The organism is Bacillus sp. WC2503, from assembly GCF_052682895.1.
Map to the genome: position 1 here is coordinate 930,827 of NZ_JBQYMD010000001.1, position 14,031 is coordinate 944,857.

General features: G+C 35.9%; 15 protein-coding genes. 13 read left to right on the top strand and 2 right to left on the bottom strand.

Annotated elements, in window-relative coordinates:
• The first annotated feature begins 621 nt into the window (after positions 1 to 621).
• Positions 622 to 1,569 (top strand): DNA-binding domain-containing protein, encoded by a 948-nt coding sequence (locus ACUN26_RS05005; RefSeq protein WP_000274700.1) that lies wholly within the window; start codon positions 622 to 624, stop codon positions 1,567 to 1,569.
• Positions 1,570 to 1,664: 95 nt separating this feature from the next.
• On the opposite strand, the gene ACUN26_RS05010 is transcribed toward ACUN26_RS05005, so the two are convergent.
• Together ACUN26_RS05010 and ACUN26_RS05015 are read right to left on the bottom strand one after the other, a co-directional pair.
• Positions 1,665 to 2,465 (bottom strand): flagellin N-terminal helical domain-containing protein, encoded by an 801-nt coding sequence (locus ACUN26_RS05010; protein WP_001219692.1) that lies wholly within the window; start codon positions 2,463 to 2,465, stop codon positions 1,665 to 1,667.
• Between the two features lie 258 nt (positions 2,466 to 2,723).
• Positions 2,724 to 3,803, bottom strand: a complete 1,080-nt coding sequence (locus tag ACUN26_RS05015; protein ID WP_001222344.1) for a flagellin N-terminal helical domain-containing protein — start codon at positions 3,801 to 3,803, stop codon at positions 2,724 to 2,726.
• Between the two features lie 257 nt (positions 3,804 to 4,060).
• Here ACUN26_RS05015 and ACUN26_RS05020 point away from each other — a divergent pair, with 257 nt between their 5' ends.
• The 12 genes from ACUN26_RS05020 to ACUN26_RS05075 all read left to right on the top strand — a co-directional run bounded on the left by ACUN26_RS05020 (position 4,061) and on the right by ACUN26_RS05075 (position 13,997).
• Positions 4,061 to 4,846 (top strand): lytic transglycosylase domain-containing protein, encoded by a 786-nt coding sequence (locus tag ACUN26_RS05020; protein WP_000234457.1) that lies wholly within the window; start codon positions 4,061 to 4,063, stop codon positions 4,844 to 4,846.
• A 62-nt stretch (positions 4,847 to 4,908) separates the two neighbouring features.
• Positions 4,909 to 5,133 carry a flagellar motor switch protein FliN gene (locus tag ACUN26_RS05025; protein WP_000775712.1) on the top strand — a complete coding sequence of 75 codons (225 nt, stop codon included), beginning with the start codon at positions 4,909 to 4,911 and terminating at the stop codon, positions 5,131 to 5,133.
• 14 nt (positions 5,134 to 5,147) lie between these two features.
• Positions 5,148 to 6,134 (top strand): flagellar motor switch protein FliM, encoded by a 987-nt coding sequence (gene fliM, locus ACUN26_RS05030; protein WP_000012359.1) that lies wholly within the window; start codon positions 5,148 to 5,150, stop codon positions 6,132 to 6,134.
• 10 nt (positions 6,135 to 6,144) lie between these two features.
• Positions 6,145 to 6,504, top strand: a complete 360-nt coding sequence (fliN, locus tag ACUN26_RS05035) for a flagellar motor switch protein FliN (RefSeq protein ID WP_000680015.1) — start codon at positions 6,145 to 6,147, stop codon at positions 6,502 to 6,504.
• Positions 6,505 to 6,516: 12 nt separating this feature from the next.
• Positions 6,517 to 6,837: a hypothetical protein gene (locus ACUN26_RS05040; RefSeq protein WP_000121176.1), complete on the top strand. Its 321-nt coding sequence runs from the start codon at positions 6,517 to 6,519 to the stop codon at positions 6,835 to 6,837.
• Positions 6,834 to 7,592: a flagellar type III secretion system pore protein FliP gene (locus tag ACUN26_RS05045; protein WP_001220591.1), complete on the top strand. Its 759-nt coding sequence runs from the start codon at positions 6,834 to 6,836 to the stop codon at positions 7,590 to 7,592. The genes ACUN26_RS05040 and ACUN26_RS05045 overlap by 4 nt, the downstream gene beginning before the upstream one ends.
• A gap of 33 nt (positions 7,593 to 7,625) precedes the next feature.
• The gene (locus ACUN26_RS05050) at positions 7,626 to 7,901 is read left to right on the top strand and encodes a flagellar biosynthetic protein FliQ (protein ID WP_001098085.1); all 276 of its coding nucleotides are present in this window, start codon (positions 7,626 to 7,628) and stop codon (positions 7,899 to 7,901) included.
• Positions 7,902 to 7,916: 15 nt separating this feature from the next.
• Positions 7,917 to 8,678 (top strand): flagellar biosynthetic protein FliR, encoded by a 762-nt coding sequence (locus ACUN26_RS05055; protein WP_001055699.1) that lies wholly within the window; start codon positions 7,917 to 7,919, stop codon positions 8,676 to 8,678.
• 10 nt (positions 8,679 to 8,688) lie between these two features.
• Positions 8,689 to 9,735, top strand: coding sequence for a flagellar type III secretion system protein FlhB (gene flhB / locus ACUN26_RS05060; RefSeq protein ID WP_001030095.1), 1,047 nt, complete (start codon positions 8,689 to 8,691; stop codon positions 9,733 to 9,735).
• Positions 9,736 to 9,758: 23 nt separating this feature from the next.
• The gene (flhA, locus tag ACUN26_RS05065; RefSeq protein WP_000475628.1) at positions 9,759 to 11,825 is read left to right on the top strand and encodes a flagellar biosynthesis protein FlhA; all 2,067 of its coding nucleotides are present in this window, start codon (positions 9,759 to 9,761) and stop codon (positions 11,823 to 11,825) included.
• Positions 11,826 to 11,839: 14 nt separating this feature from the next.
• A complete protein-coding gene (gene flhF / locus ACUN26_RS05070; RefSeq protein WP_000446160.1) occupies positions 11,840 to 13,150 on the top strand; it encodes a flagellar biosynthesis protein FlhF in 1,311 nt (436 codons plus the stop codon).
• Between the two features lie 43 nt (positions 13,151 to 13,193).
• On the top strand, positions 13,194 to 13,997 hold the full coding sequence (locus ACUN26_RS05075; protein ID WP_001013924.1) for a flagellar basal-body rod protein FlgG: 804 nt from the start codon (positions 13,194 to 13,196) through the stop codon (positions 13,995 to 13,997).
• The last annotated feature ends 34 nt before the right edge of the window (positions 13,998 to 14,031 follow it).

Here is a 14,031-nt window from a genome sequence, read left to right on the forward strand (position 1 = left end):
AGTTTTAAAAAGCGTTTTTTTTGCTGGAATAGAACCTCTAGCGAAGTTTGGAAGCGGTCAGTGCCTAATAGAGCTCTGTACGATGTAAGACCAAAGATATGGAGTGGTTTCAAGTAAGCAGGAGAAGAGAGCTTTCGACTGAGGGTTGGAAACTTTCTTCTATTAGTGGGGAAAAAGGAACTAGCCATGTATAGTAGTACTGGCTAGTTCCTTTTTAGTATTCTATACGCTGTACAGGTAGAAGGAGTATTTGTGGTTGTAAGAATCGTCTCTATTTCGAGATTTTCAATTGGTTTAATTAATAAGTAACGTTTTTTTGTTTAAAAATATAAGAGAACATATTTTGGTTTATGTTAGTAATATTTCGTGGTAGCGCAAACTTTTTCGGTGAAAATATATTAAAAATACCATATAATATAATTATATGTAATTAATATGTATAATTGCATATTAATTAAAAAATACTCTTTCTTTTTTACACTTTCCATACGTTTTTGTATGTTAATTATTTGACAGACAATTTCGAAATGTTATAATATGGATATGTAAAAATTGCTATTTCTTAAAAGACATGGGAGTCAGATGAGAATTGTGAAAGGATGAGGGGGAGTGGCACAGATTATGTATCACCACACAGCAATCAATGTATTAAAACTTTTACAAAACATGTCAAATAATAAAATGAATGATATGAAATTAGAAACGGAATTTAAAAAAATAGAGAAACAATTCCGAGTGGAGTATGAAGAGTTAGTCGATTTATATAATAGAATGGTTTTATTCCAAATAGATATAGAAAAACATGGCGGTATGCGAGCTTATGAAAAATCAACAATTACATGGCTGAAGTCTGAGCTAGAGTTACTGTATGAAGTGTATCAATTTTGTCAACGTCACGGTTTAAACATTTTAAATATTTCAAAATACGTTAGTAAAAATGAACTAAATCTTTTTCCGAAAACAGAAAGTCAATTGCAAAACACATACTATAAATTGAAAAAATGCGAAATACCGTTTGAAAATATTGAAAAGCAAAAACCAGGACGAAAGCGAAAATATACACCCATAAAAGAACAAATCGTTGAAATAAAAAAGGAAAACAAGCAAGAAGTAAGAAAAGAAGTTCAAAATACAGAGAATGAAAAAAGCCTTGTAACAGTTATATCTGGTATCGTTGATAATTTTGAAACAATTAGTCAATGTAGTGAAAGAAAAGAAGATGAACTCCATCAGTTTATGGAAGGCATTTATAAGCTTTCAAGCATGGCTGCTGGGCGTTCGGAAAATGAAAAGGATGTACGTGGTCTTGAAAGCGAATTGCATGTATTACGAGCTGAAAATGAAAGACTAAAGCGAGAAAAGGAAGAGCTTGTTCATGATATAAAAGAAATGACGCATCATTTAATTCATTTCATTACGAGCTCTGATATCGATCAAATTCGCACATTGCCTTACTTCGTAAAAGAATGTAAACAAGATTTGCATAAATTAGGGTTATATAACGCACAAGACGGGAAAATGAAAATTATGGTTGATCGTAGTGGACAAGTTATGACTGTAACACAGTAATAAAATTTGGGTACAAAATAAAAGGGAGATACATAGTTTATATGTATTTCCCTTTTATTTTGTGTGGAATCGTTTCAAAGAGGGAAGACAAATTTTTAAGATTGTAGTAATTTAGAAACCATTTGCGGAATTTGATTAGCCTGTGAAACCATACTGAGCGCAACTTTAGTTAATAATTTAAACTTTAAAAAATCGCTCATTTCCTGCGCCATATCCGCGTCTTCAATTCGAGAAGAAGCATCTGTTAGGGCCATACTTTGACTATTTAAATTTTCAATATTAAAGTGTAAACGATTTATCATAGCCCCAAGATCAGCACGATGAAGTGATACATTTTGCAAGGCTTCTTCAATTTTACGGATCGCTGCTCTTGCTTCTTGTTCTGTTGAAATCTTGATGTCATGTTGTGTAGGGGAAGGGGGGATATGGTTCGTCATATGTACTGTATGACCGATATCGTCTAACGTAATAGGACGGCTTTGTCCATCAAATACAAATAAATCATTAAACTCAGTTGTCGCACCAATATAGCCAACTTGCTCTGTTAAAGATTGAAACTCTTTATTTAACGAATCACGGTTTTTATTTGAATTTGTATCGTTCGCAGACTGAACAGCTAAATCACGCATACGCTGTAAAATATTCGTCACAGTTTGAAGAGCAGCTTCCGCTGTCCGAAGCATTGATAGCGCATCCTCATTATTACGAATCGCCACACGCATACCACTCGCTCGTGCATGCATACGAGTCACAATTGCAACATTAGCTGGATTATCAGAAGCATGGTTTAACTTCTTACCAGTCGCCAAATGCTCCATCGCAATATTCATACGTTTTTCATTCTCATATAGTGATTGCCTAGCATTCATACTTAAAACATTCGTACCAATACGCATAATAGACACTCCTTATAGATTGATATAGTTAGTGTTCTAAAGCTAATAAACGGCTATGGATAGATAAAAAGGCTTATGCTCATTTGCTGTTGTTCTTTTAACATAAGAGGGGATCAAAATAGGCACTGACCGCTTCTACATATCGCGGATGCTCCCGTCCATCTAAAAAAAGAAGCGTTTTACAAATAATTTATTTATATAGAAAAATAAACCTCTCCGCAAGCAGAGAGGTTTATTCAGGAAACTAGCTCAAATGGCTTATTGTAATAATTTAGAAACCATTTGTGGTGTTTGGTTTGCTTGAGAAAGCATGCTGATACCAGCTTCGTTCAAGATTTTGAACTTAGTCATTTCAGACATTTCTTTCGCCATGTCAGCGTCTTCGATTTGAGAAGCAGCTGAAGCCATAGAAGAAGATTGGCTCTTCAGGTTATTTACGTTAAAGTCAAGACGGTTTAATGTAGCACCTAGAGTTGCGCGGTTAGATGCAATGTTTTCTAGTGCAGAGTCAATTGCAGCGACAGCAGCATTAGGATTAGCAACAGTTACTTTTGTTTTATCGAACGCACCGCCTAAGGCTTTAGCTGCAGCAGCTTTAGCTACATCTGTATCTGCGGCATTATTGTAGTCTGCTAATTTGTCAGTAACGGCTTTAGCATCTGCTGCAGACATAGATCCTTTAACTTTATCGAATTCCTTCATAGCAGCATCAACTTCTTTTTGAATATCAGCTTTGTCAGTAGTAGTTGTTGTATTAAGTGCAGTAAATTTGCCTGCAACATCATCAATTGTTTTTTGTGATGCGCCACCAATTGTTAGTTTATCAATACTTAGTGATTGTGTAGAAACGTTTGCTAATTTAATATCAATTTTCTTACCTTCATCAGCGTTATCTAATGTTTGAATTGCAATAGTTTCATTAGAACCATCTAATAATTTTTTATCATTAAATTCAGTGTTAGTAGAGATGTAATTGATTTGCTCTTTTAATGCGCCGAATTCTTTATCTAGAGCTGCTTGGTTCTCAGATGTATTTGTACCATTTGCAGATTGGTTTGCAAGGTCACGCATACGAAGTAAGATGTTAGATACTGAGTTCATTGCTGAATCAGCTGTACGGATTAATGAAATACCGTCTTGTGTGTTGTTAGCAGCAACACCTAATCCACTTTCACGAGCACGCATACGAGTTGCGATTGCAAGACCTGCTGCATCGTCAGAAGCGTTGTTGATACGTTTACCGCTTGATAAACGGTCCATAGCGTTGCTCATTTTAGCTTGGTTTTGGCGCATGTACTCTTGCGTACGCATGCTGTTAATGTTTGTATTAATTCTCATGTTAAGAAACCCCCATTTTTTTATATTGACTTTTCTGCAAATTGAAAAACGGTAATATGCGAAAAAATCAATTTCGAGATTTATTGTAATCCTTGCTACAACAGGTGTCAACTAAAAATTCGAATTAATAAATATAAAAAAATAACAGTTTAACAATATATTCATTTTTTTATTACATAATTATTAAAAGGATTATTGCAAACTTTAAAAAAAAACTCTAATATTAGATTATCTTTGTTTACCGAAAAGGTGATATTATGGTAATTGGAAATATAGTAAAAGAAGTGCTTGCATATAAAAAAGGACAAATTCAGCAAAAGCTAAGTAGTCCACAAGCATTCGTTAGTAGTCGTTTTCAAGAGAAGTTGCAGAGTGAACCTGCGAAGGAGACGAAGGGTACTACGCAACCGGCAAATATAGAAGAGATGAGTCAGCCGGTACAATCTACGAAAATAGAAACGGTTGTTACTAAACCGGAACAATCTATTCATAAAGTAGAGGAAGCGAGTAAGCCTGAGGAAAAGGCTGAAACGAAGAAAGCAGATGAAGTGCAAGTCGCGCAAAAAGAGTTTGAACGACGTTTCCCAGAAACGAAAAATGAGGCTGTTGATACGTGGGGATTAACGAAGAAGTATAATATTCAAAAAATACGTTCTTCCAATGAAGGGAAGTATGAGGATATTATTGATCGCGTAAGTCGTACATACGGAATTCCGAAAACGTTAATTCAAAAAATGATTGAAGTAGAATCTGATTTTAATCCGAAAACGGTGTCACATGCAGGTGCGATGGGGCTTATGCAGCTTATGCCAGCGAATGTGAAAGAGATGGGTATAAAAAATCCATTTTCACCAGCTGAAAGTATTGAGGGCGGCGTGAAAGAGTTAAGCGGTTATTTAAAGAAAAATAACGGTGACTTAGTATTGGCGCTTGCTTCTTATAATGCTGGTCCTGGTAATGTGAGAAAGTACGGAGGCGTACCACCGTTTAAAGAAACGCAAGGATATATTAAAAAAATATTAAATATCGACGTTTCAAAATAAGAAATTTCATATATAGAGAGAACATGAAATTTTCGTGAACATGATATGGGAGTTGGCTAGATTTGAAATTACAAGATGATATTCCGTTAACAATCTATTTTGAAATCGGAAATACGAAAAAGAAAATTGAAGATCTGCTTCATATTACGAAAGGTACATTGTATCGTCTTGAAAATTCAACGAAAAATACGGTGCGTCTTATGCTTGAGAATGAAGAGATTGGAACCGGAAAGATTTTGACGAAAAACGGGAAGATGTACGTTGAAATCGTTGAATTGAAAAGGTAGGGAAGGGGATTGTCATGAGTGGCGAAAAATTAAGCCAAGAGCAAATTGATGCCCTGCTGAAGGCGGTAAATGAAGGCGAGGAAATGCCAGCTTTTGCACAAGAAGCAGGGAAGCAAGAGAAATTTCAAGAGTATGATTTTAATAGACCAGAGAAGTTCGGTGTGGAGCATTTACGTAGTTTGCAAGCGATTGCTTCTACGTTTGGAAAACAGACGTCACAGACGTTGTCAGCGCGTATGCGTATTCCGATTGAGCTAGAGCCTTCAACAGTTGAGCAAGTTCCATTTACGAGTGAGTATGTGGAGAAAATGCCGAAAGATTATTATTTATATTGCGTAATTGATCTCGGTTTACCAGAGCTTGGAGAAATTGTTATTGAGATTGATTTAGCATTTGTTATTTATATTCATGAATGTTGGCTTGGTGGGGATAGTAAGCGTAACTTTACGATGCGCAGACCGCTAACGGCGTTTGAGTTTTTAACGCTTGATAATATATTCTTGCTTCTTTGTAAAAATTTAGAGCAATCATTTGAAAGTGTTGTTGCGATTGAACCGAAGTTTGTAACGACGGAGACAGATCCGAATGCATTAAAGATTACGACAGCGAGCGATATAATTTCATTACTGAACGTAAATATGAAAACAGATTTTTGGAATACGACGGTGCGTATCGGGATTCCGTTCTTATCTGTTGAAGAAATTATGGATAAATTAACGTCTGAAAATATTGTCGAACATTCTTCAGATAAACGTAAAAAGTATACGTCTGAAGTGGAAGTGAAAGTAAATCAAGTGTACAAACCTGTTCATGTTGCGATTGGTGAGCAGAAAATGACAATGAGTGACATTGAACAAATTGAAGAAGGCGATATTATTCCGCTTCATACGAAAGTTTCGGATGAATTACTTGGTTATGTAGATGGAAAGCATAAATTTAATTGTTTTATTGGGAAAGATGGAACGCGTAAGGCGCTCCTATTTAAAAGTTTTGTAGAGTAGGAGGATCCATATGAAGCATGAAGTATCTCCTGTGTCCTTAATGGGATTAGAAGATTTTGCGGGAAAACGAAATGAAATGAGTAAAGCACATATAGATACTGTTTCAGATATTTCGATTGAACTTGGTGTAAAGCTTGGGAAGTCATCTATTACGCTCGGTGATGTGAAGCAGTTAAAAGTTGGCGATGTTCTTGAAGTAGAGAAAAACTTAGGACATAAAGTAGATGTGTATTTAAGTAATATGAAGGTCGGCATCGGTGAAGCAATCGTAATGGACGAGAAGTTCGGCATTATTATTTCTGAAATTGAAGCTGATAAGAAGCAAGCTGCGCTTATGAAGGCGCAAAGTCAAATGCAAGATAAAGAGTAGAGGAGGAGTCATATGTCGTATATGACGACCTTATTTCAAGTCGTTTTACTGTTTGGTGCACTCGGTTACGGTGCATATTATATGACGAAAAAGACGCGCAAACAGCAGTTTTTTAAGCAAGGTGAAAATGGCCATATTCAAGTAAAAGACGGTGTATATTTAAATCATCAAACGAGTGCTTTTTTATTTGAAGTGGATGGCAAGCAAGTATTCACTGTTATTAGTAATAACGGTGTGCAGTCTGTGCAATTAACAGGAACAGGAAATCAGTTTCAACAAGCGCTAGAAGACGCGGTGAAGAGTGAAACGAAAAAAGTAGAGGATCCATCATGAGAATAAAGAAACAGTTATCAGTATTAGCCGTTATTTTCGTATTTTCTATCGTTTTTTCAATTATTTTTGTAAATCCAGCGTATGCAGCCCCGAACGGTTTTATTAATTTCGAAAATGGAAAAGAGTTTACGAGTAATTCAAGTGTACAGTTATTTGCACTCGTTACCCTTCTATCATTATCTTCTTCTATCGTTCTTTTATTTACGCATTTTACTTATTTTATGATCGTTCTTGGAATAACTCGTCAAGGACTTGGGGTAATGAACTTACCACCAAACCAAGTGCTTGTTGGACTTGCTTTGTTTTTATCACTATTTACGATGCAACCGGTGCTAGGTCAGTTAAAGAGTGATGTGTGGGATCCGATGACGAAAGAACAAATAACAGTAAGTCAAGCTGCGGAGACGACAGCTCCGATTATGAAAGATTATATGGCGAAACATACATATAAGCATGATTTAAAAATGATGCTGAAAGTACGCGGTGAAGAGTTGCCGAAAGATTTGAAAGATCTTTCATTATTTACGCTCGTACCATCCTTTACGTTAACGCAAATTCAAAAAGGATTATTAACGGGGATGTTCATTTATTTAGCGTTTGTATTTATAGATTTGATTATTAGTACACTTTTAATGTACCTCGGGATGATGATGGTACCGCCGATGATTTTAAGTTTACCGTTTAAAATACTCGTTTTCGTATATTTAGGTGGATATACAAAAATCGTCGATATAATGTTTAAAACGGTCGCCTGAAGTGTTTGATGCTATGTGATAGGAGTCATATAAATGAATACGTCACCAATTATAGATATTTTTCAAACCTTTTTTTATAAAGGGGTTATGATTTTAATGCCGGTTGCCGGTGTAAGTATGATTGTCGTTATTATCATCGCTGTCATTATGGCGATGATGCAAATTCAAGAGCAAACGCTGACGTTTTTACCGAAAATGGCGAGTATTGTACTCGTTATTATCATTTTAGGTCCGTGGATGTTTCAAGAGTTAACGACGCTTATTTTAGATTTATTTGATAAAATTCCATCGCTATTGCGTTCGTACTAAGATAGGTGAACTGAAATGAATATGGAATTATGGGCGGCGACGTTTTTTGCGTTTTGCCGTATTACTTCATTTTTATATTTTTTACCTTTCTTTTCAGGACGGTCGATTCCTGCAATGGCAAAGGTTACATTTGGACTTGGTCTTTCGATTACAGTGGCCGATCAAGTTGATGTCTCTCACATAAAGACAGTTTGGGACGTCGCAGCTTATGCAGCAACGCAAATTGTAATTGGATTATCCCTTGCAAAAATTGTAGAAATGCTGTGGAACATTCCGAAAATGGCCGGACATATTTTAGACTTTGATATCGGTTTATCACAGGCAAGTTTGTTTGATGTAAACGCAGGGTCGCAGTCTACTTTACTATCAACAATTTTCGATATATTTTTTCTCATTATTTTTATTTCACTTGGCGGCATTAACTATTTCGTTGCCACGATTTTAAAGTCGTTTCAATATACAGAGGCGATTTCAAAATTGTTGACGACTAGTTTTTTAGATAGTCTACTCGCAACGTTATTATTTGCGATTACATCAGCGGTCGAAATTGCTTTACCGCTTATGGGAAGCTTATTCATTATTAATTTCGTCCTAATTTTAATCGCAAAAAATGCACCGCAATTAAATATTTTTATGAATGCATTCGTCATTAAAATTACATGTGGTATTTTATTTATTGCAATGAGCGTACCAATGCTCGGTTATGTGTTTAAAAATATGACAGATGTATTACTGGAAGAGTATACGACACTATTTAACTTTTTCTTAACGAAGTAGGGGGACGCGTATGGCAAAGGATAATAAAACAGAAAAGGCCACCCCGCAGAAGCGTAAAAAATCGCGTGAAGAAGGGAATATCGCCCGGAGTAAAGATTTAAATAATTTATTTTCTATTCTCGTATTAGCAGTTGTCGTTTATTTTTTCGGAGATTGGCTAGGGTTTGAGATTGCCAATTCTGTAGCGGTGCTGTTTGATCAAATCGGAAAAAGTACAGATTCGACCGAGTATTTTTATTTAATGGGGATTTTGCTACTAAAAGTATCAGCTCCTATATTAATACTCGTATATGCTTTTCATTTATTCAATTATATGATTCAAGTCGGTTTCTTATTTTCTTCTAAAGTCATAAAGCCGAAAGCATCACGTATTAATCCGAAAAACTATTTTACGAGACTGTTTAGTCGTAAAAGTTTAGTAGATATTTTGAAATCACTGTTTTATATGGGATTAATCGGTTACGTTGCGTACGTTCTTTTTAAAAAGAATTTAGAGAAGATCGTGAGTATGATTGGATTTAACTGGACTGCGTCACTTACTGAAATTATTAGGCAAATTAAATTTATCTTTTTAGCTATTTTAATTATTTTAATCGTTCTTTCTATTATTGATTTCATTTATCAAAAGTGGGAGTACGAGCAAGATATTAAGATGAAAAAAGAAGAAGTAAAACAAGAGCATAAAGATAATGAAGGGGACCCACAAGTAAAGGGGAAACGAAAAAACTTTATGCATGCCATCTTGCAAGGGACTATTGCGAAAAAGATGGATGGTGCAACGTTTATTGTAAATAACCCGACGCATATTTCAGTCGTACTTCGTTACAATAAACAAGTTGATGCGGCGCCAATTGTCGTTGCAAAAGGGGAAGATGAGCTCGCATTATATATACGGACGCTTGCCCGTGAACAAGAAATACCGATGGTGGAAAACCGTCCGCTCGCTCGGTCTTTATATTATCAAGTCGAGGAAGATGAGACGATTCCAGAAGATTTATACGTAGCTGTAATTGAAGTTATGCGCTATTTAATTCAAACGAATGAACTTGAAGTATAATAGCGCGTTTGGAGGGGATCTCTTTGTTTAAGATGGATTCTGCAAGAACCTATTTTTCTATCTTTTTAGCAGCGTCATTCGTTGTGGCGCTCCTAATTCCACTTCCACCATTTGTACTTGATATCGTTATCGTTTTTCTACTAAGTATGTCAGTACTTATTTATATGCGAGCGACAAGTATTAACGAGTGGGATGAATTAAAGTCATTTCCGACGATGTTGTTATTAATCGGGATTTTCCGCGTATCGATTAACGTTTCGACGACGCGAGCGATTTTAACAGACGGAAATGCGGGTCATGTTATTGAAGAGTTCGGTCAGTTCGTAATTGGCGGAAACTTATTAATTGGTATCGTTATTTTTATCGTTTTAATCATTTTCCAGTTTATCGTTGCAAACGGTGCATCTCGTACAGCTGAAGTAGCAGCTCGTTTTACACTTGATTCTTTACCAGGGAAACAAATGTCTATCGATGCGGATTTAAACCAGCGTATTATTTCAGAAAAAGATGCACAAGCAAAACGAAAAAAATTAAATATGGAAACAGAGTTTTACGGGGCGATGGATGGTGCCGGGAAGTTCATTAAAGGGGACGTTATTTTCGGGATTGTCATTTTATTCGTAAATATCATCTTCGGTTTAATTGTCGGAATGATGCAGCAAGGAATGAGCTTTGCAGATGCGGCTCTTCATTATACACAGTTAACTGTCGGTGACGGAATCGTAAACCAAATCGGTTCGTTAATGCTTGCGATTTCAACAGGTATTATCGTAACGCGTGTATTTGATGGTTCACCGGATACGGTAACAGAAGGAATCTTTAAAGAGTTATTAGCGCATGAAGTTGTTGTATATGCGCTCGGTGGTTTGTTTATCGCAATGGGTATTTTTACTCCGCTACCATTCCTACCGTTTGCTCTCGTTGGTGGAACAATTATCTTCTTAGGAATTCGCAATAAAAAGCGAATAAAGAAAGAGAAAGAAGACGAGCTCCAAAAAGAATTAGAAATGATTCAAGGCGAGGATGAGCAATTACAACAAGTGGAAGATTCATTTGGAGTCTTTACAGATAAATATCCGATTATTGTAGAACTCGGTTTAGATTTAGCGGCACTTGTAAAGCAGAAAATTAATGGGGAAACAGCTCGTGATAAAGTTGTTCTTATGAGGAAATCGATTATTACTGACCTTGGTATTAACGTTCCTGGCATTAACTTTAAAGATAATACGAGTTTTAGACCACGTGGTCGTTACATTATTCGTATTAAAGGTGCGAAGGCGGCTGAAGGTGTTTTAAAATCAGGTTATTTATTAGCACTAAAAACACCGAACGTAATGGCTGATCTAGATGCAGAACCAGCGAAAGATCCAATCTTCGGTGAAGATGGATATTGGATCTTAGAGCATATGGTGCAAGATGCGCAAATGAAAGGCTATCAAGTGTTAGAGCCACTTAGTATATTAATTACACATTTAGATGTTGTCGTTAGACGTAATCTTCATGAGTTAATTCAGCGTCAACATGTGAAAGACTTAATTAACTCGCTTGAAAATGATAATGGCGTTTTATTAGAAGAGATTAAGAAGAAAGAAATCGATTTATCACTCGTTCAAAATGTTATTAAACAACTTCTAAAAGAAGGTATTTCAATCCGTGATTTACCAACGATTATTGAAGGTATTATTGACGGAAAAGAAGTGTATCAAAATCATGTTGATGGTGTAACGGCATTCGTCCGTGAATGTATTTCAAAAGTTATTTGTGAAAATGCGAAAAATCCGGACGGGAAAATTTATGCGGCGCTTTTCTCTGATTCAATAGAGCTAGATGCGGATGTTGTGAACAATTCCTATCAAGGTTACTTATTAAACTGGGATTTAGATTTAGAAACACGTGTCATTGAGCAAGTACAGCGCGTCTTTAAACAAGCCCGTTTAATGGGAAGAGAGCCAGTGTTATTAACGCGTAGAAAAGATTTCAGATTTGCGATTGTAAGACTGCTAGAACGTTATCAAGTGGAAGCACAAGTACTGTGTATTAGCGAATTAGCACCAGAAATTGTTGTAGATCAAATTGCCTATATTGAATAGTAGGGGGTGAAGTAATGGAAAGTACAGAAAAGAAAGAAGCGTTAATGCGAATAAAAGCAGCTTCGAAAAATGAATTGTATCGAAAGTTATTTGACCAATATGGTACAGATTATTATTACGTTGTCGATGAAAGTGTAAAACGAAATATCCCGTTTTTTTGGAAAAAGGATTATGAAATGTTAGTTGCTTTTCCAGAGGATAAACAGGAAGAAGTGAATGAAGGAACAGCACAATTTCATGAACAATTAATGGATGTTGTGAATGATCCTTCAGAACAAATTGTGAAGGCGAATGGAATTCAATCAGTACTGCACAATTTAGAAAACGTAACGACTTCTATGTCATACGCGGCAATGCAAACAGGAAATAGTGAAGAATGGGCAAGAAAAAAAGAGAAACTATTAAAGCTGTTTGAAAAAGGAATCGTCGTGGTGAAACAGACGGAAGAAACGAAAGTAACGAAAAAGCAAAAAGTTGTGAAACAAGTCGTTCCGGCGAAGAAAAAAGAAGTAGTTGCAAAGAAAGAAAATCAAGAATCTGTACCGTTTATTATTCAAAAAGTAATTCGGATGCTAGAACAAAACGATGTAGAACAATATTTCATTCATGCATATGCTGAAAAGTTAAAAGTGAAGTTTGAAAATGCAACGATGATTACAGAAGAGGAAGTAATCGGGTATATATTAGAAGATATGAGATCTCACTTCAACACTGAAAATGTATTTGAAAAAGAAGTACAAACAATTGCATTAATCGGTCCAACTGGCGTTGGGAAAACGACGACGCTTGCGAAAATGGCATGGCAATTTCACGGTAAGAAAAAAACGGTTGGCTTTATTACGACGGATCACTCTCGCATTGGGACAGTACAGCAACTGCAAGATTACGTAAAGACAATTGGATCAGAAGTAATCGCTGTGCGTGATGAAGCGGCAATGACAAGAGCACTTACGTATTTTAAAGAAGAAGCACGCGTCGATTATATTTTAATTGATACAGCCGGAAAAAATTATCGTACGTCAGATACAGTAGAAGAAATGATTGAAACGATGGGACAAGTAGAACCAGATTATATTTGTTTAACGTTATCAGCTTCTATGAAAAGTAAAGATATGATTGAAATTATTACGAACTTTAAAGATATTCATATAGATGGTATCGTGTTTACGAAATTTGATGAAACAGCAAGTAGTGGCGAATTGTTGAAAATTCCAGCAGTTTCATCAGCTCCAATTGTATTAATGACAGACGGACAAGACGTAAAGCAACATATACATATCGCTACAGCTGAACATTTAGCGAAACAAATGTTACAAACATCGTAAGAAAAGAGGTGAAGAATAAGGCGGTTGCCTTATTCAAAGGAATATGAACGGTCTTTATATAGGTTCTATGGGAATGATGAATTACATGCAGCGTATTAATGTTCATTCGAATAACGTTGCAAATGCCCAAACGACAGGATTTAAAGCAGAAAATATGACTTCTAAAGTATTTGATGTACAAGACACATATCGCCGCGGAGATGGGGCTATGACAAATATCGGTTCGGTCGATTACGCTGTAGTACCAGCTGCGACGCATGTGAACTTAGTACAAGGAAATGTACAAATTACAAATAGTGCTACAGATTTCTTTTTAGATGACGGTGCGGCAGGCACATCATCATTTTTCGTTACATCTAAAAATGATGAAACGTTTTTAACGAGAGATGGAAGCTTCACATTAAATAGTGATCGTTATTTGCAAACATCGTCTGGTGCATATGTTATGGATGTAAATAATGAACGTATTCGTATTCCTGAAAATGTGAATTTCTTCGTATCTAATAATGGAGAAATTTATAGAGAAATTAACGAGGGAACTTTGCAAAAACCAGATATTAAGAGAATCGTAATTGCACAGTTGCAAACAAAAACAGTAGATGCAGAAACAAATGCTCGTCTCGTGCAGCGTGAAAACAAAAGCTTTACACTAGCAGAAGGAAATATTGCTAATTTACCGAATGGAACAGGAATAGTAAAAAATCATATGCTAGAAAATTCAAATGTAGATATGACGAAAGAGATGGCAGATCTTATGTCGAGTCAAAAAATGATTCAAGCATCTCAGCGTATTATGACTTCATTTGATAAAATTTATGAAAAAGAAGCGAATGAAATATTGAGATAAAGGAGACTTCCCGTTAAGGGGAGTCTTTTTTTGG